Source organism: Paenibacillus mangrovi, from assembly GCF_022898935.1.
Lineage (GTDB): Bacteria > Bacillota > Bacilli > Paenibacillales > Paenibacillaceae > Paenibacillus_AQ > Paenibacillus_AQ mangrovi.
Map to the genome: position 1 here is coordinate 246,311 of NZ_JALIRP010000005.1, position 24,444 is coordinate 270,754.

At 51.5% G+C, this 24,444-nt stretch carries 21 protein-coding genes; 6 read left to right on the top strand and 15 right to left on the bottom strand.

All coding sequences use genetic code 11. The features are described from left to right. Positions 1-93 precede the first annotated feature (93 nt). Positions 94-1,485: a class II fumarate hydratase gene (fumC, locus tag MUG84_RS14125; protein WP_244725689.1), complete on the top strand. Its 1,392-nt coding sequence runs from the start codon at positions 94-96 to the stop codon at positions 1,483-1,485. A 187-nt stretch (positions 1,486-1,672) separates the two neighbouring features. Here the strand turns inward: fumC and MUG84_RS14130 are convergent, their stop codons facing one another. From MUG84_RS14130 to MUG84_RS14165, 8 genes are all read right to left on the bottom strand, one after another. Further along, positions 1,673-1,831 (bottom strand): hypothetical protein, encoded by a 159-nt coding sequence (locus MUG84_RS14130; RefSeq protein WP_244725690.1) that lies wholly within the window; start codon positions 1,829-1,831, stop codon positions 1,673-1,675. 133 nt (positions 1,832-1,964) lie between these two features. Next, positions 1,965-3,755: a thiol reductant ABC exporter subunit CydC gene (gene cydC, locus MUG84_RS14135; protein WP_244725691.1), complete on the bottom strand. Its 1,791-nt coding sequence runs from the start codon at positions 3,753-3,755 to the stop codon at positions 1,965-1,967. Further along, on the bottom strand, positions 3,752-5,491 hold the full coding sequence (gene cydD / locus MUG84_RS14140) for a thiol reductant ABC exporter subunit CydD (protein ID WP_244725692.1): 1,740 nt from the start codon (positions 5,489-5,491) through the stop codon (positions 3,752-3,754). Before cydD ends, cydC begins: the two co-directional genes overlap by 4 nt. Next, entirely contained in the window at positions 5,491-6,507 is a 1,017-nt protein-coding gene (gene cydB / locus MUG84_RS14145) for a cytochrome d ubiquinol oxidase subunit II (RefSeq protein WP_244725693.1), read from the bottom strand. Before cydB ends, cydD begins: the two co-directional genes overlap by 1 nt. Then, positions 6,494-7,897: a cytochrome ubiquinol oxidase subunit I gene (locus MUG84_RS14150; RefSeq protein WP_244725694.1), complete on the bottom strand. Its 1,404-nt coding sequence runs from the start codon at positions 7,895-7,897 to the stop codon at positions 6,494-6,496. Before MUG84_RS14150 ends, cydB begins: the two co-directional genes overlap by 14 nt. A gap of 425 nt (positions 7,898-8,322) precedes the next feature. Beyond that, on the bottom strand, positions 8,323-8,814 hold the full coding sequence (locus MUG84_RS14155) for a hypothetical protein (RefSeq protein WP_244725695.1): 492 nt from the start codon (positions 8,812-8,814) through the stop codon (positions 8,323-8,325). 374 nt (positions 8,815-9,188) lie between these two features. Then, positions 9,189-9,506, bottom strand: coding sequence for a cupin domain-containing protein (locus MUG84_RS14160; RefSeq protein ID WP_244726076.1), 318 nt, complete (start codon positions 9,504-9,506; stop codon positions 9,189-9,191). A 227-nt stretch (positions 9,507-9,733) separates the two neighbouring features. Further along, on the bottom strand, positions 9,734-10,750 hold the full coding sequence (locus MUG84_RS14165) for a S66 family peptidase (protein ID WP_244725696.1): 1,017 nt from the start codon (positions 10,748-10,750) through the stop codon (positions 9,734-9,736). A 124-nt stretch (positions 10,751-10,874) separates the two neighbouring features. Between MUG84_RS14165 and MUG84_RS14170 the strand changes: the two genes are divergently transcribed. Together MUG84_RS14170 and MUG84_RS14175 are read left to right on the top strand one after the other, a co-directional pair. Then, entirely contained in the window at positions 10,875-11,009 is a 135-nt protein-coding gene (locus tag MUG84_RS14170) for a DUF4023 domain-containing protein (RefSeq protein WP_244725697.1), read from the top strand. A gap of 247 nt (positions 11,010-11,256) precedes the next feature. Next, entirely contained in the window at positions 11,257-11,910 is a 654-nt protein-coding gene (locus tag MUG84_RS14175) for a DedA family protein (protein ID WP_244725698.1), read from the top strand. A gap of 34 nt (positions 11,911-11,944) precedes the next feature. On the opposite strand, the gene MUG84_RS14180 is transcribed toward MUG84_RS14175, so the two are convergent. From MUG84_RS14180 to MUG84_RS14195, 4 genes are all read right to left on the bottom strand, one after another. Then, positions 11,945-13,846, bottom strand: a complete 1,902-nt coding sequence (locus tag MUG84_RS14180; RefSeq protein ID WP_425313223.1) for an ABC transporter ATP-binding protein — start codon at positions 13,844-13,846, stop codon at positions 11,945-11,947. Beyond that, entirely contained in the window at positions 13,833-15,578 is a 1,746-nt protein-coding gene (locus MUG84_RS14185) for an ABC transporter ATP-binding protein (protein WP_244725699.1), read from the bottom strand. The genes MUG84_RS14180 and MUG84_RS14185 overlap by 14 nt, the downstream gene beginning before the upstream one ends. Positions 15,579-15,681: 103 nt before the next feature. Beyond that, positions 15,682-16,683: a glycosyltransferase gene (locus tag MUG84_RS14190; protein WP_244725700.1), complete on the bottom strand. Its 1,002-nt coding sequence runs from the start codon at positions 16,681-16,683 to the stop codon at positions 15,682-15,684. Between the two features lie 282 nt (positions 16,684-16,965). Next, entirely contained in the window at positions 16,966-18,633 is a 1,668-nt protein-coding gene (locus MUG84_RS14195) for a PucR family transcriptional regulator (protein ID WP_244725701.1), read from the bottom strand. Between the two features lie 225 nt (positions 18,634-18,858). Here MUG84_RS14195 and ald point away from each other — a divergent pair, with 225 nt between their 5' ends. Further along, entirely contained in the window at positions 18,859-19,986 is a 1,128-nt protein-coding gene (ald, locus tag MUG84_RS14200; RefSeq protein ID WP_244725702.1) for an alanine dehydrogenase, read from the top strand. A 97-nt stretch (positions 19,987-20,083) separates the two neighbouring features. Here the strand turns inward: ald and MUG84_RS14205 are convergent, their stop codons facing one another. From MUG84_RS14205 to MUG84_RS14215, 3 genes are all read right to left on the bottom strand, one after another. After that, complete coding sequence (locus MUG84_RS14205; protein ID WP_244725703.1) at positions 20,084-20,308, bottom strand: cold-shock protein; 225 nt, start codon at positions 20,306-20,308, stop codon at positions 20,084-20,086. 225 nt (positions 20,309-20,533) lie between these two features. Next, positions 20,534-21,298 carry a glycosyltransferase gene (locus tag MUG84_RS14210; RefSeq protein ID WP_425313224.1) on the bottom strand — a complete coding sequence of 255 codons (765 nt, stop codon included), beginning with the start codon at positions 21,296-21,298 and terminating at the stop codon, positions 20,534-20,536. 25 nt (positions 21,299-21,323) lie between these two features. Then, positions 21,324-21,911 carry a TetR/AcrR family transcriptional regulator gene (locus tag MUG84_RS14215; protein ID WP_244725705.1) on the bottom strand — a complete coding sequence of 196 codons (588 nt, stop codon included), beginning with the start codon at positions 21,909-21,911 and terminating at the stop codon, positions 21,324-21,326. Between the two features lie 152 nt (positions 21,912-22,063). Here MUG84_RS14215 and MUG84_RS14220 point away from each other — a divergent pair, with 152 nt between their 5' ends. Together MUG84_RS14220 and MUG84_RS14225 are read left to right on the top strand one after the other, a co-directional pair. Beyond that, positions 22,064-22,933 carry a lipoate--protein ligase family protein gene (locus MUG84_RS14220; RefSeq protein ID WP_425313225.1) on the top strand — a complete coding sequence of 290 codons (870 nt, stop codon included), beginning with the start codon at positions 22,064-22,066 and terminating at the stop codon, positions 22,931-22,933. Positions 22,934-23,152: 219 nt separating this feature from the next. Next, positions 23,153-24,412 (top strand): MFS transporter, encoded by a 1,260-nt coding sequence (locus tag MUG84_RS14225; RefSeq protein ID WP_244725706.1) that lies wholly within the window; start codon positions 23,153-23,155, stop codon positions 24,410-24,412. The last annotated feature ends 32 nt before the right edge of the window (positions 24,413-24,444 follow it).

Below are 24,444 nucleotides of genomic sequence, written 5' to 3' on the forward strand. Positions count from 1 at the left end.
TTCATATCAGGTGGGTCCATTTCTACCAGCTCATTCGTAGAATAGACCTCAGAATTGAATATGAACTCACGTGTGGTGAAGGAGGAAATGCAAGTGGAATTCAGAATTGAAAAAGACACCATCGGTGAAATTAAAGTTCCTGCGGACAAGCTATGGGCAGCCCAAACGCAGCGGAGCTTTGAAAATTTCAAGATTGGCACGGAAAAAATGCCGTTGGAACTGATCCGCGAATTTGCGATCCTGAAAAAAAGTGCGGCTCTCGCCAATAAAGAGCTGGGCAAACTGAACGCTGAAAAAGCCGACGCAATCGTTGCGGCAGCTGATGAAGTTATCCAAGGCAAGCTGAACGAGCACTTCCCGCTGGTTGTATGGCAAACTGGGAGCGGTACCCAGTCGAACATGAACGTAAACGAGGTTATCGCGAACCGCGCCAACCAGATGCTTCAGGAAAAAGGCAGTGCGCAGCGCATTCACCCGAATGATGACGTCAACAAATCGCAAAGCTCGAACGATACGTTCCCGACAGCGATGCATATCGCGGCGCTTGTTTCCGTTGAGGATCAAGTCCTCCCTGCGATTGCCAAGCTGAAAGAAACGTTCCGCACAAAAAGCGAAGAGTACATGGACATCATCAAAATCGGCAGAACGCATCTGCAGGACGCTACGCCGCTTACGCTCGGACAGGAAATCAGCGGCTGGCACCGCATGCTGGAGAAAAGCGAAGGCATGATCCGCAGCAGCATCGAATCCCTGCGTGAACTGGCGATCGGTGGAACGGCTGTCGGCACTGGCATCAACGCCCATCCGAAATTCGGCGACATGACGGCTGCCAACATCAGCAAGCTGACCGGCAAAACCTTCACCTCCGCCAAAAATAAATTCCATGCGCTGACAAGCCATGATGAGCTCGTGTATGTTCACGGCGCGCTGAAAGCGCTTGCCGCTGATCTCATGAAAATCGCCAACGACGTGCGCTGGCTGGCAAGCGGTCCGCGCTGCGGCATCGGCGAGCTTACCATCCCTGCTAACGAGCCGGGCAGCTCGATCATGCCGGGTAAAGTCAACCCAACGCAAAGTGAAGCGATGACGATGGTCGTATGCCAGGTCATGGGCAACGATGCCGCAATCGGTTTTGCGGCGAGTCAGGGCAACTTCGAGCTGAACGTGTTCAAGCCGGTCATCATTTATAACTTCCTGCAGTCGGCGCATTTGCTGGCTGACGCAATGGTGTCCTTCAACGACCACTGCGCGGTTGGCATTGAGCCTAACCGTTCCGTAATCGACCGCAACCTGAACCAATCGCTGATGCTGGTTACGGCGCTGAATCCGCATATCGGCTATGAAAATGCCGCAGCGGTAGCCAAGCTGGCTCACAAGGAAGGTTTGACTCTGAAGGAAGCAGCTTTGAAGAGTAATCTGCTGACCGAAGAGCAGTTTGATGCTGTGGTACGTCCGGAGCAAATGATTCATCCGAAGGAAGACTAAGATTTTAATGGTGTAAGATACAGCCTGTCCGGTTTCGGATGGGCTGTTTTTGTTTGCTCTTGGGTGGACCCCTCCTAAAAACAAAGGAGCGCCTCCGGTCCGTAGACCAAAGGCACCCCTGAATTCAATGTATTCCGCAAGTATAGACTGAATGAAGAACAGTCTTGTCTTCAGCTCATTCTATATACTACTCTTTGCTCTCCGGCTGCTGCTTGCTGAACGCTTCCTTGGCGTCTTCTACCATTTCCTCGGCAAATTCTTCTCTTTCCTTGTCAGGTACCGGCATTTTGTTCAGCTCTGTTCTTTGTACCTCATATTTACTAAGCTCCTGGGAATTATCGCTCATTGTGCTTTCACCCCCTTCAGTTACCAACTTACCCATATGTAGGATGCGGAGCCGGGCCCGTTTTTATGCATGAAAGTATGGAAAAAAGAGCCATGCCGCTTCAATCGGCATGACTCTAATGATTTCACTCGATTCACTTCACCATAAAAGCCTCCGGACGGTCGAGCCGGTACAAATTGCGGTACCGCTCCGACGTCTCCATCAGCTCCGCATGTGAGCCTCTCATCTCGATACGTCCATTCTCCATAAAAATAATCTCATCCATATGCTCGGCACCCGCCAGGTGGTGTGTCACCCAGATCAGGGATTTGCCCTTCATCGTATCCAGGATGGTTGCCAGCAGGTCATTTTCCGTACGTGGATCCAGTCCGACGGTTGGCTCATCGAGAACGACAACCGGATTGTTCTGAAGCAGAACCCTCGCCAGCGCGATCCGCTGGCGCTCTCCGCCGGAGAAGCGCTGGCCCGTCTCATGCATCGGCGTTTTGTAGCCCAGCGGCAGCGATTCGATCAGCTGGTCCAGCTTCACCTGCGCTGCCGCCCGCTGAATGTCCTCATCCTCGGCATCCCGGTCGCCGAGGCGAATGTTGTTCGCCACCGTTGTATCAAACAGGTGCGGGCTTTGGTTCAGCACGGAGACTACCTGCGGCATATGGTCGCCAATAGCAAAAGCATCCGTGCCGTTCAGACTGACGGTGCCTGACGAAGGCTTCAGCGCCCCTTCAATCAGCTTGAGCAGCGTCGATTTTCCCGCGCCGCTGCGGCCGATGATGGCAATCCGCTTGCCCTGCGGCAGGTCAAGCGATACATCCTGCAGCGACCACGGAGAAGCTTCATCATAACGGTAGCTGACATGCTGTACGGTCAGATGGACATCCGATGCGGCCAGGCTGCGGACTTCCTCGGCAGAAACGCCTGAAGTCTTCTCGCCTGCTACTCGATCGGCCGTTTCGCAAGTAGCTCCGTCTCCGTCCGTCCGTTCGATCTCTCCCAAGCGCTGCAACGAAGTTTGGTAGCTTGGTATTTTCTCGATCGCTTCCGATACCGGCATAAATGCATCCATCAGCGGGAACACAACAAGTACAAAAGCCGCAATCAACGTGGCTGAAATATGCCCACCGGCATATTCGTGTGCTGCCCAAATAACCATGGAAATTACACTAAGGCCCACGACCACCTGCCCGATTAGCTGCCGCCAGCGTGCCCAGCTCTTAAGCTGGCCGTTTACCCGCGCAGCCTCCTGCTCGTCAGCTTCATAAGCTGCGACAAACTGAGATTGTCTGCCGCTGATGACCCAATCGCTCATGCCAAGCACGGCGTCGGTCAACTTGCTGTAGAGATTATTGCGCTGCTGCTTTGCGAGACGGCTTTTCGCTTTGGTAATCAGCAGCGACACCCACGGCAGTACAGCTACGAGAATAAAGACATACAGCGCCATGAACAGCGCAAACCGAATATCAAAAAAGCCCAGAGCGGCAATAGAACCAACATACATGACCAGAGCGATCAAGCTCGGGAACACAGTTCTTAGGTAAACATCCTGCAAATATTGAATATCGTCCGACAGCACGCCCAGCATATCCCCCGTACGAAAACGGGAGGATATGAACAACGCCTGAGGCTCAAGAATTCGGTACAACCTCGTGCGCATCAGCGACACAATCCGGAGCACCGCATCATGGCTGACCAGACGTTCCACATAGTGAACGACTGAACGACTGATCCCGAAGGTACGGACCAGAACGATCGGCACGTACACCATCAGGATATTTTCCGGGCGGAGCGCCGCCTTGGAAATCAGGAAGCCCGAGGTGAACATGAGCATTGAGGCGGTGAGGATCGTAAGGCAGCCCAGCGCAATAATGATCAGAAAACGTCCCCAGTACGTACGGACATAGGGCCGAAGCCAGCTCTCTTCTCTCACTCTACTCCCCCCAGTTGCGATTGTGTCAGCTCATAGTAGGTTCCCCTGCGGGCAATCAGTTCTTCATGTGTGCCGGTTTCGGCTACCCGTCCGTGCTCCAGCACGATAATCAGATCCATATCCGGCATCCAGTGCAGGCGGTGGGTCGCTAAGAAAACCAGCTTGTTCTCAAACAGCGGCAGCATCGTCTGCTTCAGCTCATATTCCGTCTCGATATCCAGATGCGCCGTCGGTTCATCCAGCAGCATGACAGGCCGGTCGCTGAGGAAAGCACGGGCCAGCGCCACGCGCTGCTCCTGCCCGCCGCTCAGCTGGCGGCCGCCGTTTCCGATCATTTCTTCCGCGCCATGCGGCAGAGTGCGAATGAGCTCCGACAACCCGGCTGCGGCTGCAGCACGCTCGACATCGGAAGCTGCCTTGTCCGGTGCGTAGAAGCGGATATTTTCCGCGAGGGTGCTGCCAAAAATATACGGATGCTGCGGGATATACGTCGTCAGCTTTCTCCAAGCATTCGTCGTAAGTGATCCGAGCTGCTGACTATCCAGGATCACGCTTCCTTCCGACGGCTTTAGAAATCCACCCAGCACATCAATCAGTGTGGATTTGCCAGCACCGCTGGCGCCGATAATTCCGATCTTGCCCATACCGTGGATATTCAGTGAGACCTGATCCAGTGAATGCGGGCCTTTCTGCTGATGCTGGACACCAATCCCAGACAGGCTCAGGCAGCTGTCCTTCGTCCAGCTCAGTTTTCTCTCTTCCTGACCCGCGTGTTCCATATCCGATTCCTGATTTAGCGGCTCATCGATAATCAGCTGCATCGCAGCTCCCGCTTCCTTGCCATCCAGAGTCGCATGAAAGTCAGCCCCAACCATGCGTACAGGCAGGAAATATTCCGGTGCCAGAATCAGTACCGTGAGTCCGGTGACAAGCGTTATCTCGCCGTTTATCAACCGTAGGCCGAGGCCTACGGCAACAACGGCTACCGACAGCATTGTGAAGAAATCCAGTGCAAATGAAGACATAAAGGCCACGCGCAGCGTGCGCATGGTCGCCGATCTGTAGCGGTCGCTGACACGTGCGATCGTATCGCTGTGCGAGCGGCCTTGCCCCAGCAGTTTCAGCGTCTCCAGCCCGCGCAGCGAATCCACAAAGTGGTTCGAGAGCGTGCGGTACGTATCCAGCTGCTTTTCGGTATGCTTGCGGGCGGCAAGCCCGATCAGAATCATAAATACGATCAGGATCGGCATCGCCAGGATCAATATAATCCCGGATGTGATATCCTGCATGAAAATATATATGAGGATGACCCAGGGAATGATCGATATTCCAGCCATCCGAGGCACGATCAGCTCCAGATAGTTCCGAAACTTGGATGCCCCCTCCAGCACGAGTGTGACCAGATTGCCAGTACCCTCCTGCTTCGCGAACCGGGGTCCGAGCTGGAACAGCTTCTCCATGACTTGCTTCCGCAGGCTGGCCCCTGTCCGTTCAGCGAAGGCATAGCTGATTTTTTGCTGAATGAAGCCCATGATATGCCGTACCAGAAAAGCACCGAGAAACATCATGATTTTGTTGTACTGCGTATGAAGCGGTTCACCGGCAAAGAGGGCGGAGAGGACCTCCGCCAGCCATCTTGCCAGCAGAACAATCGATACGCTTTGCACGAGCGTGAGCAGCAGAACGGCGGCAAGTGTTGGCTTTATCCCTTTGTAGCCCAGTAGATTCCGGTCCATTAATACTCCAGATGCTTCTCGTTAACCCGTTTATGAAAGACGAAGTAGCTCCAGATCTGATAACCAAGCACGAAAGGCAGCAGGGATAAAGCCACGATGGTCATCACCTTCAGGGAGTAATGTCCAGATGCCGCATTGGTTATCGTCAAGTTGAAGGCTGTATCTATCGAACTGATCATCACGTTCGGGAAGAGCCCGATGAAGAAGAACGCAATCGTCGCTGCAATCACCACGCCTGTCATACCGAATGCCCAGCCGTCTCTTTTCTTGCCGGAAAACATAGCAGCCAGCGCAAGTGCAGCGATCATAACGACGATGACAGCAGCCAAAATACCGCCGCGAACTTCAAAGACATTGGTGTTGAAATAAGTCAGAGTCAAGAAGGCAACCACCAGCACCGCCAACGGCACCATCAGATTGCGTGCCATCTTACGTGCACGGTCATGCAGATCACCGCTCACACGCAGCGTCGCGAACAGAAGTCCGTGCACGAGGCAGAGCATCACCATTGTCAGGCCGCCAACCACAGAGTACACATTGACGATATCGCCGAAGAACGAAGCCTTCATTTCCATAGCCTGATCGATCGGAAGCCCCTGGATCAGGTCGGAGAACACCACGCCCAGCAGAAGCGGCGGCAGCAGGCTGCCCGTGAAGATGAGAATGTCCCACGTTTTTTTCCAGGATTCCTTCTGCACCTTGCCCCGGTATTCAAAGGCAACCCCGCGCCCGATCAGCGCCAGCAGCAGTAGAACGAGCGGTGTGTAAAATCCGCTGAACAGCGTGGCATACCAGTTCGGGAAAGCGGCGAACATTGCGCCGCCCGCCGTCAGAAGCCATACCTCGTTACCGTCCCAAAAAGGTCCGATAGAGTTGATGAGCAGCCGGCGCTCATTGTCTGTTTTGGCCAGGATTCCCGTAGACATCCCGATGCCAAAGTCGAAGCCTTCCAGGAAGAAAAAGCCTGTGAACAGCACCGCGATGAGCAAAAACCAGAGTTCATTAAGAGATAGCATGACGGTATCCCTCCTTATCAAATGGATCATGGGATTCTTCTACAGCTTTGACCTCGTAAGGTCCTTTTTTGATCGTACGCACGAACAGGTATACCATGACGCCACCCAAAATGGCATAGGCACCCACGAAAACAATGAGGGAGAACAGAACCTGCCCAGAAGTGACGCTAGGCGATACGCTGTCCGCCGTTGTCATAAGACCGAATACGGTCCATGGTTGACGTCCAATTTCGGTCATAATCCAGCCGGTTGTATTGGCGATAAATGGAAGCGAGATGCTGAACAACATGATCCGGTAAAACCATTTGTTTCGGTTTTCCAGCTTTTTGCGAGCGGCCAGATATACGCCATACATACTGAACAGGATCATCAGCGAGCCTGCAGCTACCATGAAACGGAAGCTCCAGAAGGTGGTGCGAACCGGTGGAATGTAATCGCCAGGGCCGTATTTTTGCTCATACTCGGCCTGCAGTTCCTTCATGCCCTTCACATCCCCGGAGAACTTGCTGTACGAAAGGAAGCTAAGCATATATGGAATCTGGATTTCTCCTGTATTTTTCTGGTTTTTCGTATCAATAAAAGCCGCAACGGTCCATGGAGCAGGATCGGGGCTGGTTTCCCAAAGCGCTTCAGAAGCAGCCATTTTCATCGGCTGTGTTTTTACCAAGTACTGTGCCTGCTGGTGACCCACAAGGGCCACGCCAATAGAACTTACCACACCGACGATCATCGCGATCGTAAACGATTTTTTGAAAAAGGAGACATTCTGCTTCTTCAGCAGCTTATACGCGCTCACGCCTCCAATCAGGAACGCTCCCGTCAGGAACGCAGCCAGAATGGTGTGCGGGAACTCCAGCAGCAGCTGGCCGTTGGTGATGAGTGCTAAGAAGTCGTTCATTTCCGCGCGTCCATTATTCATGGTGAATCCGACAGGTCTTTGCATAAAGGAGTTTGCAGCCAGAATCCAGAAGGCGGACATCACCGTTCCGATGGCAACCAGCCAGATGCAAATCATATGAACCTTTTTGGATAGACGGTCCCAGCCGAAAATCCAAAGTCCGATAAACGTAGACTCCAGGAAGAAGGCCAGCAGCGCTTCAACCGCCAGCGGCGCTCCAAACACGTCCCCGACAAAACGTGAATAATCCGACCAGTTCATACCAAACTGGAACTCTTGAAGAATACCTGTCACTACGCCGATGGCGAAGTTGATCAGGAACAGCTTACCCCAGAATTTGGCCATGTCTTTGTATTCTTCTTTGCCTTTGACGACATACATCGTCTCCATGATGGCGATCAGAAAAGCGAGTCCGATCGACACAGGCACGAAGAAGAAGTGAAAAATCGTCGTTGCTGCATACTGTATCCGTGACAGCATCAATACATCCATTTTTCTACCCTCTTTCCAAAGTTATTCTCAGAACCCCGTACTGCCCGGATTCGTGAACACACATCGATTTGTTTTTCTTCAGATTTTGCAGGAAGTTCAGTTCCAGCTGCTTCCAAGCAAAATCCTTTCCTGTATGTATTCTGGCAGACGAATGATGCTTTCAATGTGATAAATGTCACATTCTCCAGCCCGAAAATGAGCTAATGTGAAATATGTCACAAAATATTAAAAATTTTAGGCATTGCCCCCGCCAGCTTATGAATTTACATACATATCCACTTCAGCACCCCGTAAACGAGCGGATGTCCGCAAAACAAAAGGGACTGCTCCAAGCCGTAATCCAGCTCAGGAAGCAGTCCCTTAATACGTGTTCAACCAATCTTCTATATCTTCACCCTGCGACAGGCGTTTTTCGCTCATTCATGCTAGTCCCGTGATACATAATACTTGTTGGTCATGTACCAAGCATCGCCTTTGTCGGTCGATACTCTGCCCTTCTTCTTGTCCAAAAACACGATTTCCTTACATTTGGAACAATACCATTTCGTCGTGTAGTATTGGGAAAAGGTCGTGTAGGTGGTACCGCACTTGCAGTCGACTTTAAAGTACACACGGTTCTCTTCATACGCTTTGGACAGCTGATCGGAGTTATCCGATTCTGCCGCCGGCTGCTGGTTGCCTACAGGCTTGATCACTTCAGCGTAATTGGAGAAACGGTTATGCACTTTAAAATCCGCAACCAGCTCTGGATTGAGGCCGAAAAACTCCTTGCCAATAGCTGTGATGAATTTCGTATCGGTACGATAGCACTCGATCCATTCCAGAATTTGCTTATTCGATAAAGGTACAGTTCCTTTAATGCCACTATTCAAGGTGTAGGTCATGATGCTCAAATTCTCATTGTCTTCATAGAACATTAATTCAGAAACCTCCTTATGATTTCATCTATTAATGTACTACTTCTTTGGACCATAATCAAAGTGTGAAATATAGGCAGTAAAGTGCAAAGAATCTCCCGCATAGGGAGATCATGTATTTTTCACTCTTGAATCGGCCGGTCCACAGGTGTCTTGCGGAAAGCCAGCTTCCATGCGGTGAGGTTCGAGACCAATAACAGCAGCATCCACAGGTATACTCCACACGGTAAAAATGTAAAACCAAAATGTGCCCCTGCAAACACACCGAGAAGCAGTATCAGCCCTAAAATGACGAAGCCGCTGCCCGTTCTTATTTATATAGAAAGGAAAAAGAAGTCCCCTGCGGCCTGCGGGACTCCTTTGCTTTAACGATTCTATCTGCGGATCAAATCCTCGCGCAGCGGCGTGAAGCAATCCAGCAGTGCGCTCGGTGCAAGCGCCTTGGCCCCGTGTCTCGCACCGCCCGGAATGACGATGGTTTCCCCTGCGGAGATGATGGTCTTCTCGCCATCGATGGTGTATTCGACCTTCCCTTTCAGGCAGTAGGACAACTGCTCATGAGGATGCGCATGCTCGTAGCTCTCCGCCCCCTCCTCAAAATGAACCTCCATCATCATCAACGACTCGCCCGGCTGCATGATTTTACGGATCACGCCAGGTTCAGCGTCTTTCCATTTGCCAATGTTGCTCATGAAGCTTCCTTTGCAGGCTAACATGGGTTGCCCTCGCCTCCTTATGTACAATTTGCTTCTGACTCTATACTACTGCCCGAACAGCGAAAAATGCATGGTTTCCGTTGCTGAGGCATGTGATTTTTTATGCCTTAAATTTTTCTATAATCTAAATAAAAAACGCCTCGGGACAGAGCTGCACGTTGGCGTGCATACTTGTTTCTATCTTCAGTCATGGTAAGGCTTCTCTACGGCCTAAAATACTGCTTAATCTCCCCCTGCCCGTTCTCCACCTGGGCCTCGGCGTACGCACCGTTGATCAAGGTGATCTGCGGCGGCACATGGCCGCAGTCGATGTCGTAAATGACAGGCACCTGCAGCTCTTCCTCCAGCTCGCGATACATATCCTCGGCGGTATACCCTTCAATAGGGCGGTTCGCTGGGCTTCTTCCGAACATCAGGCCAGCACAGTGGTCAAACCAGCCCGCCAGCTTCATCTGCACCATCGACCGGCGCAGATCGGCCATATTCAGCTCGCAGTTTTCCAGATACCACAGAATAGGTTCGCCACCGATCTGCTCCTGCTGAAAACGGCGGACATCGCCAAACGGCGTGCCGATCACATGCCGGATCACATCAATACATCCGCCAAGAAGGCGGCCTTTTAGGCTGACTTTGCCACCGGATACCGTTTTCCAGTCGGTTAGTTCAGTCAAATGGAATACGTATGGCGATGGCGCTGCGTGATTCCACTCCTTCTGGTATTTGGCCGACGAGCGCTGAAGCACAGATCCACCGGTTTCCGTCGACAGTACCGTACGCCACATGGCCGTCGTCTCGTCGGAATACTCGCCCCTTAAATCCACCAGGTTGGTACCATGGGCCGTTGCCAGTCCTGTTTTGAGCGTAATTGCAAGCAGCAGCAGACTGATATCGGAGTAGCCAAGAATCCATTTTTCCGGCATTGAATCGAAATCCAGATGCTCCAAAATCTCGATCAGCAATTCACCGCCCCAAGGGGGCACAATCAGATCAATAGCATCGTCCCGCAGCATGTGGTTAAACTCAGCAGCACGCACCTTGGCCGGAGCCGATTTGGCCTTAGTCTGTGTCCATACGGTATCCCCAGCAATCACCTGAAATCCCTCGTTTTCCAGGCGGCGGCTCGCCTCCCGGATCAGGTCATGCATGGATTCCTCTACGCCTGATGAAGGCGCGGTGGTGCCGATGACGGCTCCCTCTTTTAACAATGGATATCGGATCATAACGAATCCCTCTATTCGTATTTAATAAAGTAATGATGCCGCACCGCATGAATTCCATCCGCCCTCTTCGGACATGGTAACAAGGAATGCCATTTCCAATAACGAAGGGAGTGTGAGAGAACGAATGACGGACAGCACGCGCGATTTTGTGAACAAGGTCCATGAGCAGCAGGAAAAACAGCGCAAGAACAAAGAGCACTATGGCAAAGGCGAGCCCGGTAAACAGCTGCAGAACAAGCAGCACAGCACCAATAAATAGTCTATGCAGCCAAAGCATCTATCCTTCGATCTAGAGGATGGATGCTTTTTTAAGATATAGGCTTAAATATAAAACCATTTTATACCATATCAAGGTCTCCAACGAGGGCCTTTCCATTTTCTATGCAGGGGAGAAATACACTCCGGTCGTCTAAATCAATATCAAAGCCGGCGGGATTCGATTCCGTCAGATGTCTGTGAATGACACAATGCGCTTTTTCGAATTCAGTCTGCAAAGGAGCAAACTCATGGAATGGATCAACTCTCTGTTTGAACAATATGGATATCTGGTGCTGTTTCTCGGATTATTTTCAGAGTCGCTGGCCCTGCCTTTTCCCGGCGAGCTTGCGATGGCCATTTCCGGTCATATGTCAACGCTTGGGAACTTTCATATCCCTTTCATCATCTTCTACTCATACATCGGGGCCATCATCGGCACGACGATCACGTATTACGTAGGCTACCGACTCGGGACGCCTTTTCTTGCGCAATACGGCAAATACGTCTTCATGAACGAAGCGCGCCTGGCGAAGGTAACGGCATGGTTCAGCAAATACGGAAACAAGCTGATTCTAGTCAGCTATTTTATTCCGGGATTGCGCCATTTCACCGGCTATGTCTCGGGCGTGCTGAAAGTGCCGCAGCGCATCTTTTTCGTGCTGAATTATATCGGCGGTTTGGTCTGGGTGCTCGTGTATGTATCCATCGGCAAAATCTTCGGCCCAAACATCGAACATCTGCTGCACATCGTATCCCGTTATTTTGCGGCATCCATGGTCGTGCTGGCGATCGCGATCACCCTCTTTGTGCTTCTCAAGAAAAACAAGGAGAGAATCGGCAGCTGGGTACGAGGCTGGTATTTATCTTCGAATAAAAAACAAAATGAAGAGCGGGATCATTGATAATCCCATTTCTACGTGAAAAGGTGAATGGTGATCATGGGGCTGCGGCCCCATCTGCTGCATTCTCCAGATTTTTAAATTGGCTCTCGAACATGCGGGCATAGAAGCCCTTCTGCTCCATAAGCTCTTCATGGCTTCCCTGCTCAATAATCTCCCCATGGTCAATGACCATGATCGTATCGGCATCCCGGATCGTGTTCAGCCGGTGTGCAATAATGAACGTCGTCCGTCCCTGCATCATGTGAAGCAGCGCATCCTGAATATGCAGCTCCGTGCGGGTGTCAATGCTGCTTGTCGCTTCATCCAGGATCAAAATGGACGGCCTTGCTAGCAGAACACGAGCAATGGCCAGCAGCTGACGCTGTCCCTGGCTGAGATTGCCGCCATTCTCCGACAGTAACGTGTCATAGCCGTCAGGCAGGCGCCGAATAAACACATCGGCATTGGCCATGGCCGCCGCCTCTTTGACTTCCTCATCCGTCGCCTCAGGCTTGCCGTATTTAATATTTTCCCGGATCGTTCCCGAGAACAAATACGTATCCTGCAGAACGAATCCGAAGCTGCGGCGAAGGCTGTCCCTCGTATAATCACGAATGTCCGTACTGTCAATGCGGACGAACCCGCCGGTCACATCGTAAAAACGCGTCAGCAAGTTCACGATCGTCGTTTTTCCAGCCCCGGTCGGACCGACCAGCGCCGTACTGCTTCCGGGCTTTGCGGTAAAGCTTACATTTTTCAGAATCGGAACCTCCGGTCTGTACCCGAAGCTGACCTGATCGAATATGACCTCTCCCTCAATCTGATCCAGCACCTTCGCTTTCTCCGAATCCTCCGGTTCTTCTTTCTCATCCAGCACTTCGAAGACGCGTTCCGCGCCCGCTATCCCCGATTGAAGAAGGTTATAAATATTGGCCAGATCGTTCAAAGGCCTTCCGAATTGGCGGGAGTAGCTGATGAAGCTGGCAATGACGCCGACGGTAATTAAGCTTTTGACGGCGAGTACCCCGCCCACGAGAGCAACGGCTGCAAACCCGATATTGTTGATCACGTTCATCATCGGCATAAGAAAACCGGAGCGGATTTGCGCTTTGAGACCCACCTCGAACAGCTTTTGATTCACTTTTTCAAATTCAGATATCGCCTGATCTTCATGATTGAAAGCCTTGACCACTTCCATGCCGGAGACACTTTCTTCGATATGTCCGTTCAGTATCCCGAGCTGTACCTGCTGCTCCTTGAACAGCACCTTGGTCTTCCGGGTGACCGTTCGCGTCAACAGATAGAGAATCGGAACGGTAATCAAGCTCGCCAGCGTGAGGATCGGACTCAATACAATCATCATGATGAGGGATCCGATGATCGTAATCACGCCGGACATCAGCTGAACCGTTGATTGCGAAATGGTTGAGCTGACATTGTCGATATCGTTCGTCAGCCGGCTCATGACTTCGCCGTGGGTACGGGCATCAAAATAAGACACCGGCAGCTTTTGGAGCTTCCCGAAGAGTGCCCGCCGCAAGGAGGCCACGATCCGCTGCGACATCCCGGACATCAGCCAACCCTGCAGGAACGTCAGTGCTGCGTCGGTTACGTAAGCGGATGCCAAGATGATGATCAGCATTTGCAGGAAGCTGAAGTTCACGCCGCCCAGCGGGGACATGGCATCAATGGATCTGCCGATCAGGTATGGACCAAGGAGCGTAACGGCTGCATCAATCACAATAAACAGGAATATCAGGAACAGAAGCTTTCGCTCTTTACCGATATAGCCCCATAAACGGCGGAGCGTGCTTAAGAAATTTTTGGGCTTTCCACCAGCGCCTCTGCCCATCATCCCCCTCATGGGACTGCCAGGTCCGGGCCTTCCGCCTGAAGCACCCACCCCGTTAAGCACAGGAGTCTGCTGCTGTTCACGCGCCGGATTATTCTGCGGCATACGCCTGCATCTCCTTTCCCATCTGGGACTTGTAAATCTCCTGATACACGCGGCAGGACTTCATGAGCTCTTCATGTGTGCCACTGCCAACGATTTCCCCTCGGTCCATGACAACAATTCGGTCTGCATCTATGACGGAAGTAATCCGCTGAGCGATCAGAATACAGGTCAGTCCCTTGGCATACATCCGCAGAGCCTGCTTGATCCGGCCCTCTGTCGCCACGTCTACCGCACTGGTGCAGTCGTCAAGAATGAGAATCTCAGGCTTCCTTACCAGCGCCCGGGCGATGGAAAGCCGCTGCTTCTGGCCACCAGAGAAGTTTACCCCGCCTTGGCCGATCCGGCTGTCGTAGCCCTCCGGAGAAGCCATGATGAAGTCATGGGCCTCCGCAATCCGCGCCGCCTGCATAAGTTCTTCCGTAGATGCATCCTCTTTGCCCCATCTTAAGTTTTCTTCCACCGTTCCGGTGAACAGCATGATCTTCTGCGGCACGATGGCGATGGAATCCCTAAGCTGCTTCGGATCCACCTGTCGGACATCCACATCGTTCACCTTAACCTTACCGGAAGTCGCATCGTAAAACCTTGGGATCAAGTGAACCAGCGACGTTTTGCCAGAACCTGTTGAACCGATGATGCCAATCGTCTGTCCCGGCAGAAAGGTCAGCGTAAAGTCTCGGATAACGGGATCGCCCGAAGAGCCTGCATAAGCGAAGCTAACCTGCTCGAAGTCGATCCTTCCGCGTTCCCCGGCAAAAGGAGCTGTTGCTTCGCCTTCGCCTGGCATGCCGCTCTCTTCCAGCATCACTTCCCCAATCCTGCCAGCGGATGCTTTGGCGCGCACAAACATATTGAATACGTTCGAAATCATCATCAGCGAAAACAAAATTTGCGTCATATAGTTGATGAAAGCGATAATACTGCCCACCTGCATCTGGTTGTTGTCGACCCGTAGTCCGCCAAGCCAGAGCACGGCGATAATGCCAAAGTTGACGACAAGCGAGATCCCCGGCCCAAAAGCCGACATCACCCGCATCGAGGTTATGGAACGTTCCATTAGCTCATTATTGGCGAGTTTGAATTTATCCACTTCATAATCAAAACGGTTGAACGCCTTGACGACGCGCACACCCGACAAATATTCCCTCATGACCCCGTTCACGCGGTCAAGCGCACGTTGTACACGGATAAAGAAAGGAAAGCTGATTCTCATATTTAGGACGATCAGGACAGCCACAACCGGCACTACAATGGCAAGCACCACAGATAAATGAACATCGAGCCGTATCGCCATAATCAGAGCACCGATGCCCAGCAAAGGCGCTTTAACGAAAAACCTCATTAGACCGTTGACAAAATTCTGCACCTGCGTAACGTCATTCGTCAGACGAGTTACCAGAGAAGCCCGGTCAAAATGGTCCATGCGCTCAAACGACAGCGACTGGATTTTCCGGAACAGATCGGATCTGATCTCCGCCCCGAACCGCTGCGAGACGTGGCTGGAAATCACGTTGCGGATCGAGGCTGACAAGGCCCCAATCCCGGTGACCAGCAGCATGAGCCCGCCTAAGGTATATACCTTGTTCATACTTCCCGTGGCCACGCCGTCATCAATAACCTTCGACATGATCGTAGGCTGCAACAGGTCGCAAAAAGTCTCTAGTGTCAAAAAGAACACCGCCACACAAAACAGCTTGCCGTATTTCCGGACGTATTTTTGGAGGAAAGACATGGATGAACACACCTTTGCGCATCAGATTAAAATTCAAACATTCCAAATCCGAATTCGTTCATGTATGTATATACATACATATTCCTCGATCAGATGATATCCGTCAATCCTGAAGCCATTTATCGAAAAAGTTTTTGTACCCTTCCTTCATCACCCGGCTGGAAAACTGGTCAAAGGCATAATGTCGGTTATCCATCGAATACGACTTGGGCGATGCGGCGGCCATGTTCACAAGCTCGAACCAATTCTCCTCGTTTCCTGAAAAAGAGTGGCGCGCATTAATGTGACGGTAGCAGGGATGTTCTGGCTTAACGACAATCTTGCCCATGGCAAGCGCTTCGGTCAGCGGCATGGCAAACGTGTCGAATCGGGAACAGTTCCAATAGACCTTCGCCTTGTTCATCAGCGCGAATACCTCATCCTGACTCAGGGCAAACTGCAGCCGCACATTATCCGGAATATCATATTTCTTCATGCTTTCCCGGTAGCGTTCACCGCCAAAGACCATGAACACCTCCTTGTCCGGATTCTGCTTCGCATACTTCAGCACCAGATCCGGCCGCCGGTTCTCCTCATCACGTCCAATCCAGAGAATGCGGTTCTCCACAATCTGTGCCGGGTCAAAATGCTTATGCGCCAAGCTTTCGCTAAAACCGATCGGAATGACGTCCACATCGGTCACTCCGAAATTTCGGGCGAATTCCTCCTTTAGAAACTCCGTCTGCACGATCGCTTTATCGACCATTTGATAAAAAGGCTTCATCATTTCATACCCCGTCAGCGCAGGATCAGGGAAGCTGTGGGGGAAAAGTACGCTTTTCTCCAGAAACATCTTCAGATAGGTAAAGCCCGACACTGTATAAATGACATGCTCAATATGATTTCGGTAAATCTGGTCGAGTACGATGTCGTAATTCACCAGATCCCCCTTCTCATGTTCATAACCCGGGACCCAGTCATACCCGCTGACATGGCGCTCCGGTGAGATAAACACGATGTCCACGCCCAGCTCTTCGCCGATGGATTTCAGACGGTCAGCAAAGACGCGCGGCCCCTGATTCTCGCTGAACTGGATCTTTCTCATAATCAAACCAACTTTTTTCATTTTTTTATTCATCCTTTATGCTGTTCGTTGCAGTTTTTTGGGCTCAATATTATATTTAGTGCTTGAAAAGAAGCGAAGTAGCGAAGGGGACGGAATCGATCTGAAGAAGCGGCAGCGGTCGCCTAAAAGCTTTCCGAAGGAAAGCTAGCATCGAAAGCATAAGCTTTGTCTCCGAATTTCTACTATTTTGAAAAATATGATCAAGGAAATTTGGAGACAACAGCGATCGGAAGAGCGATCCGTAACCGTAGCGGCCACCTCGCTCAATATCAAGAACTAATTTCAATACTGAGCTCCAGTTAAAAGCGGCAGCGCAAGCAGCGCCATTTCCAGACATACGCGTCTTTCCGGCTCCAGGAAATCCTCGCCCAATATCTCATTCAGCTTATCTAGCCGGTTGTAGAGTGTCTGCCTGTGAATGTAGAGCGCCTTGGCCGTATCATTTTTGGAGCCCATGCACTTCAAATACATATCCAGCGTCTGCAGCAGGTGAAGATGATGCTCCTGATCATAGGCCATCAGCGGCCCGAGTTGGTCCTGTATGAAGGATCCGAGCGCCTCTGCCGGAATGGCCTTGAGTAGACGGTATACCCCGATCCGGTCGTAAAAAAGCCCTTTCCGAACCACGGCTGCCGAACGCGATACCTCAAGCACCTGCTCGGCTTCCTTGAAGCTCCGATGCATATCCGTCATTCGTGTGCGTATGAGTCCAAAGCCGGCATGCAGACGGAATAGGGCTGCTCCGGTGGCTGGAAGCTGCAAGCGCTCCACGATTTTATGGATGGTCTGCTGCATAAGTAGAGACGTATCCTCCCTTGCGGCCTTATCCCGAGCACATAAAATATAAATCCGGCTGCCTTTTTGCATCAACAGATTGTGAACGGCAGCCTTTTTCAAGAGTGCACGCAGCCTGACCAGCAAATCCTGCTGATCCGATTCCACCTTGTCCCGGTCCAGCTCCCCTTCCTCTCCGCTGTACTCCATCTCGATGATCCCGGCCGCAAACCACATATCCCCCTGCTTTGAAGACCGAAGTCCCATGCGTGCCCGCGCTTCCTCTTCATCCTCGATTTGATGATTCAAAATATCCTGGATGAGCTGATTTTGATCGCGCAGCATTTTTTCCTCCAAAAAAAGCATCCTAAGGAGGAGGGTAGCCAGCGATTTGGCTGTATAGTCCACCAGCAGCGTGATCCGGTCCTGCGACTGCTGAGCCGAGATGACCACCCCGACATGCGCAAGAGTCTGCCCTAGGCAAATGACTGGCTGCGTCAGCAGCAACCGATTTTGCGGCAGCTTGAATACACCTGCCTCCTGCTGGGCTGTCTCATCCGATTCCACCTGCTGTCTGTAGAGCGCTGTAATTTCTTCTACCGAAGCAGGGGATATGCCGCGGGGAACAAATTTATTCGTATCCACGGTGGAATGGTACACAACTTGTTGTCCGGTGTATTCATATAATACATGGAGAATGGCGTTCACATCGGTGCTTTGAAGGGTAATCTGCTGCAGTCTGCGGGAGTATGCCTCGAGATCCTTCAGCATCTGGTGCTGCTGGTTGATAAGCAATCCGTGAATATCCTGGGTGATTTCCACAAAGCGGACGGGCTGCTCAAATACAATGAGGGGAAAATCCGACGCATCCGCGAGTTCAATGATCTCACTTGGAATGTTCTCAATGCTCGTTCCGAGCTCGACGCACAGTCCCGCCGCTTCCTGGCGTATGAGCTGCTGCATATAGGACAGGCGCTGCTGTTCATAATGACGGAGCCACAGTCCGGTGGTAAGAATGAGGTCATTTTTCGTTACGAAAGGAGCCACGTTGGCGATTTCCAATATGTGGACCCACCCGACCTTGCGGCCGATGCCGCCCGCCCCTGCGATTAACCGGGCTCTTTGAAATACAGGGCGTTCCAGCACGCCCCTAACGTAAAGCGTAAACCCGCCCATTGCCGTCACATCCCTCAGGTTTAATGGAGTCATTATAGAAGTTTGACGGACCATTTTCAATACAGGTTCCCGTCCTTCTATATAAACATTATGTCATGTCATGTGATCTATTTCCTTGACAAGACGTATGATGCGGCGCATTCAGATTGATTGTAAACTTTTAATATATGGAGAAAAAAATTACAGAATGTCGTTTTGCCATCATTAATGGAGAGGTGATCTGTCATGAACATCGGAATACCAAAGGAAATTAAAAACAATGAAAATCGCGTTGCAGTCACTCCGGCAGGTACCTTGGAATTTATCCAGCATGGACACAAAGTGCTCGTGGAACATAACGCCGGAATTGGAAGCGGATTCATGGATGAAGAATATAAAGAAGCCGGAGCCGTCATTGTAGCGGAAGCCAAGGAAGTATGGGAGCAAGCGGATATGATCATGAAGGTCAAAGAGCCGCTGCCAAGCGAATACGGCTATTTCCGCAATGGGCTGATTCTCTTCACGTACCTGCATCTGGCGGCAGAACCGGAGCTGACCAAGGCATTGGTTGCATCCGGTGTACATGCCATTGCCTATGAAACGGTAAATGTGAACGGCACGCTGCCGCTGCTTACACCAATGAGTGAAGTGGCAGGACGTATGGCCGCTCAGATTGGTGCGCAGCTGCTCGAGCGTCCGCATGGCGGCAAAGGGATTCTGCTGTCAGGTGTTCCCGGCGTATCCAGAGGCAAAGTCACCATTATCGGCGGAGGTATCGTCGGCATGAACGCGGCCAAAATCGCCGCAGGCCTCGGTGCGGATGTCACCCTGCTCGATTTGAGCATTCCGCGTCTGCGCCAGCTTGATGAAATTTTCGGGAATCAGATCAGCACCCTGGTATCAAGTCCCGCCAATATCGCCAAAGCCGTCGCCGAAACGGATCTTCTGATCTGCGCCGTGCTGATTCCAGGAGCTAAAGCACCTCGTCTGGTAACGGAAAGCATGGTCAAATCCATGAAGCCAGGCTCGGTCATCGTCGATGTAGCCATTGACCAAGGCGGTGTGGTTGAGACCATCGACCATATTACGACCCACGATAATCCAACTTATGTGAAGCATGGCGTCGTCCACTACGCCGTGGCGAATATGCCGGGCGCGGTTCCCCGCACTTCAACGCTGGCGCTCACCAATGCAACGATGCCGTTTGCGCTCAAGCTTGCGGATACCGATCTTCAGCAGCTCCTGATCGCGAATCCTGCGATCCGTAGCGGCGCCAACGTTCTAAATGGACATGTGACGTATGAAGCGGTAGCCCGTGACCTGGGATATGATTATATTCCGGCCGAGAAAGCTTTGAGTAAAGTCACCATTTAACAGCAGCTTGTAAATAGATCGCACTGCATGGAAACAGAACAGAAACAGGGCCTCCGCTAAGGAAGCCCTGTTTCTTCTTTCATATGATGGCAGACATCTAGATCAAGGTGCCCTTTCTGAGCATTTTAATAGGATGGTCATTGACGACCAAAGGCAGCATCTTCGTACTGCTGATCATGGGAGAATTACAGTGCGCGCACAACGGTTCCTGCTCGAAAGCAAAGTTATCCCTCATCCAGCCGTTGCAGTCCTCATTGGAGCAAGACCAGACCGTCGTGTCCGCCTCTGGAATTTCCTCAACCGCTTTTTTCCCGAAGTACATGTCATCCCGTCCTCATCCTATATTTTCGCAGCATCCCAGCTGTTCCCTTAGTATAGCCCGGAAACGCTGAATTATGTTGCCTGTGACTAAAACAATGTTGCCCTTGTCCCACTTCCCTACCGCTGCAAGTTAGGGAGGGGATGATTCTCTCTATATTACTATTGTATGCTAAAGGATCGGATTTCTGCAGTACAACTTGTGTAAAAGCGGATGGTTCATCTAGATTTATTTCATTTCCTTATATTCCATTTCATAATAGGTTTCATCTGCGTATTTGCGGTCCGTGCCTTTCAGGTAGGCAAACACGATGTGTGGATGAAAGAACAAGTACCAATCCCCGCCCTGATCAAATTTGCGGCAGGATGTCGTCATGATGGCCTTCGTGACGGTGCCGTATTTCTTCCCGTTCTGCTTGCCCCACTTCTTCAGACGGCTGGCAAAATCCGCATCCTCCGCCATCAACATCCGCTCATTAAAGCCGTGAATGGCTTCGAAATCCTTTTTATATCCCCAAAAGAGACCCACAGTCACCAGCCCGTATTTGATAATAAGAGGTACGATTAGCACAAGCGCCGACATGGTAATGCCAAGGGAATTGCGTTCAAACGCAGACCTGACGCCTCCTCCGATGTACTGGCCCGTTGCCAGCATCCGGTCGATCTCAATCAGCATGTTGTCCGTCACCCAGCTGTCCGCATCAATCGTCACGATAATATCACCCCGCGCGGCACGGATGCCCGCATTTCGGATCTGGGACAAGTTTTTGCTGTCATTCACCAAGGTTACAGCTCCGTAGGACTCGGCGATCGCCGCCGTTTGGTCCGTACAGCGGTTCAGGACGACTATCGCCTCCACTTGTCCCGGAAAGGCTGCTGCGGCTGCAGCAAGAGATTCCAAGCAGCGTCCGATATATTTCTCTTCGTTTCTGGCAGGAATGATAATGGAAAATTTAATTTCTTGATCGGTACTGGCTGCAAATCGACTGCTCATAAACATCACTCCTCAAAGAAATGGCTTATTTTTGAATCCCTTCGAGTAGTAGCATCGTTGCTTTGCGATATAACTGTTTGCCTTCTGTTTTGCTCATCATCTGAATGCTGTCGCTGAGCCCTGAATAGTAGCCCAATATTATCATGGCCAGCTCCTGTGCGTTATCGCCCTTCCACTCACCTCGGTCTAGACCGGTCTGCACCAGATTCTGAAAACGCTGCATATATCCATGGAGAATGCCGAGAAACCTCTGTCCTGCCTCCGAATCCGGGCCCACCCGGCTTATGAATTCCTCCCCCGCCTTATTCAGCGGCTTCTGAAGCGTATCTACAAAGTATTCCGCATACCTGTATAACTGCTCTGTAGCTGTCATGCTGTCTTCTGCGACCTCGTCCCAGTTCTCCCAGGAGACCGTAAATGATTGATCCGCTAAAAAAATAAACAGATCTTCTTTGCTGTCAAAATGGTGATAGAGACCTCCCCTGCTGCATCCGGCGGCAGAGCAAATTTCAGCCATGGAAGTCGCGGCATACCCTTTGGCGGCGAACAAATCCTTGGCCGCATCTACGATTGTCTGTTTCGTCAGTTCTGCATCGTCTTTACTTTTTTTCATAGGACAACCCTTCTTTTTAATAAGACCGACTGATCGGTCTGTATAAATTATAATCCATATATTTCCTAATGGCAATATGCATTTATGCTGATAAACACATATGGCATAATTAGAAGTGATACATTATTAATAACGGAATCTTTTGCTTATAGATGGATTTTAGCGAAAAGGAAGTGAATCCCATGACCGAAGAGAACAGCGACGTGTTCAGCTCCATGCTTATATTGGACCGGATGAATGAAAGAACGCAGCAGGACGCCCTCTATCCCTTCGCCCTGGATGAGCTGCTGTGCAAGGAAACTGGGCGGGGCGGCCCACCCCTCTGCCATATTTGGCGGCATCCGCGCTCCTTTATCATCGGACTGCGCGACAGCCGCCTGCCGGGAGCGGAGAAAGCCAGAGCATGGCTTGAATCCATGGGATACCGCACCGCAGTACGCAATTCCGGCGGAGCAGCGGTCCCCCTTGATTCTGGCGTCGTGAACCTGTCGCTGATTCTGCCGAAGCAGGGGGTCGGCGACGAACGCTTCCGCAGCGATTTTGAACGGATGTACGATCTAATCCGGGAAGCGCTGGCCCACACTGGCTTTGCCGTCGATAAGGGGGAAATCTCCGGGGCGTATTGCCCCGGTGACTTTGATCTCAGCATCGGCGGGCGGAAATTTTGCGGCATCGCGCAGCGGCGACAGGCTCATGCCTATGTCGTGCAAGCCTTTGTCATTGCCGAAGGGTCGGGCCAGGAGCGTGCCCAACTCGTCAGAGAATTCTACGACCGGGCGGGCAAGGGAGCGGACACAGCCGATTATCCGCTGGTAGAGAGCAGCAGCACTGCCTCTCTGAAGGATCTGACAGGACTTGGCCCGAACGCAGCGGAATCATTTGCCGCAGCCGTCAAAAACGTCATCCGCAGCCGGCAAACACCAGAAGGAACAGCAGCCTCGGCAGCGCGTCTTATACTTCCCCTTACCCACGAAGTTACTGAAATGGCGGAGCAGCTTAAGTTGCGTTACGCCCCGAAATGACATGAAAAACCACTTCAAACGTTCCAATTTTACAAGAAAGCTGCAGCGTCACATGCTGCGGCTTTTTTGTTCGCCTCCGTCTTAAGGCGGAGAACAAAATCCTTCCCGCGCCGTTTTCCAGAAAATGCATCCCATTGTACACTGGTTTCAGATCAATACAACGTGGTTTTTTTCAGGATCACCACCCCAACAAATCAAAGGAAATGAGGCATACCTCGCATGGAGCTCTTCCGCAACTCATTATTTGTCAGAATGTTTCTGGCTGCTTTCGCTTCCCAGCTCGGCACCATGGTCGGCAATATGGCTTTCGCCTTCTATCTGATCGACCGTTTCAGCAATCAGCCTTCCTATGCTACTGTCGCCGAGCTGATGTACTCCCTTCCGACACTGGTAGTGTTCCTGTTCATCGGCGTGCTCGCCGACAGGCTTGACCGCAAACGCATCGCTGTATGGAGCGACTGGATCAGGGCAGGCTTGTCCTTGGTGCTTCTAGTCATCGTGCACGAAGACTGGATCGTTGCCGCTTTCGCCGTCCTCTTTTTGCGAAGCGCCATTTCAAAGTTTTTTATGCCTGCCGAAATGAGTCTGATGCAGGGCATTATGAAGCCGGAACAGTATGTTCAGGCTTCCAGTCTGAACATGTCGATCATGGGTATATTCATGTTGTTCGGCATGAGCATGGGATCCGCCGCTTATTATTATCTTGGCATTGAAGGAGCCATTATGATCGATACAGCCAGCTTTATCATCTCGGGCCTTCTTCTCGCCTTCTGCCGGTTCCCGCTCGAGATTCGCCAGCCAAACGGCAAAACGAAACTGAAGGATTTGAACCTGAAAAGCATTCTTGCCGACTTTGGCGCAGGCTTCCAGTACATTGTCCGTTCCCGGCTGCTGCTCGCGATTATTCTCGGCTGCTTCTTCTTTGGCATCGTAAACGGCGTGTTTTCGATCCTCCCTCTCTTCACTATGAAATATAAACTCAGCCCGGAACATTACCAGGTCTACACCCCACTGGTGATGGTTTTCCTCGGCATCGGATACCTGATCGGCAGCGCAATCAGCACCCCGCTGATCAAAAAAGCCGGCAAAGTAGGCGTGCTCATTACCGGCCTCTTTCTCACCGGCATTCTGACGATCATTCTAGGCAACTTCGGCCATATTCAGCTGTACCTTGGCATGATGGTGCTGCTTGGCATCATTCTTGGTCCGATTAACGTGGTGCTGGGCGGATGGCTGCCTGAGCTGGTGGAGCCCCAAAGCATGGGCCGGGTCAGTGCTTGGATCGAGCCTTTATCCACGGCCGGTCAGGCCATCGCGCTCGGATTTGTTGCTATCGCTTTTCCTTCGCTTGTATCCGTGACGGCACTGTATTGGATCCTGGCGGTCAGCATGTTCATCGTAAGCGTGTACTACCTGATCGTGCTCCCTTCGCTGAATCGGAGGCACCAGCTTGAGATGAAAACGGAAATGCCCGGTTAATGCCGGGCTTTAAAAAAAGAGCAGTCGCTACA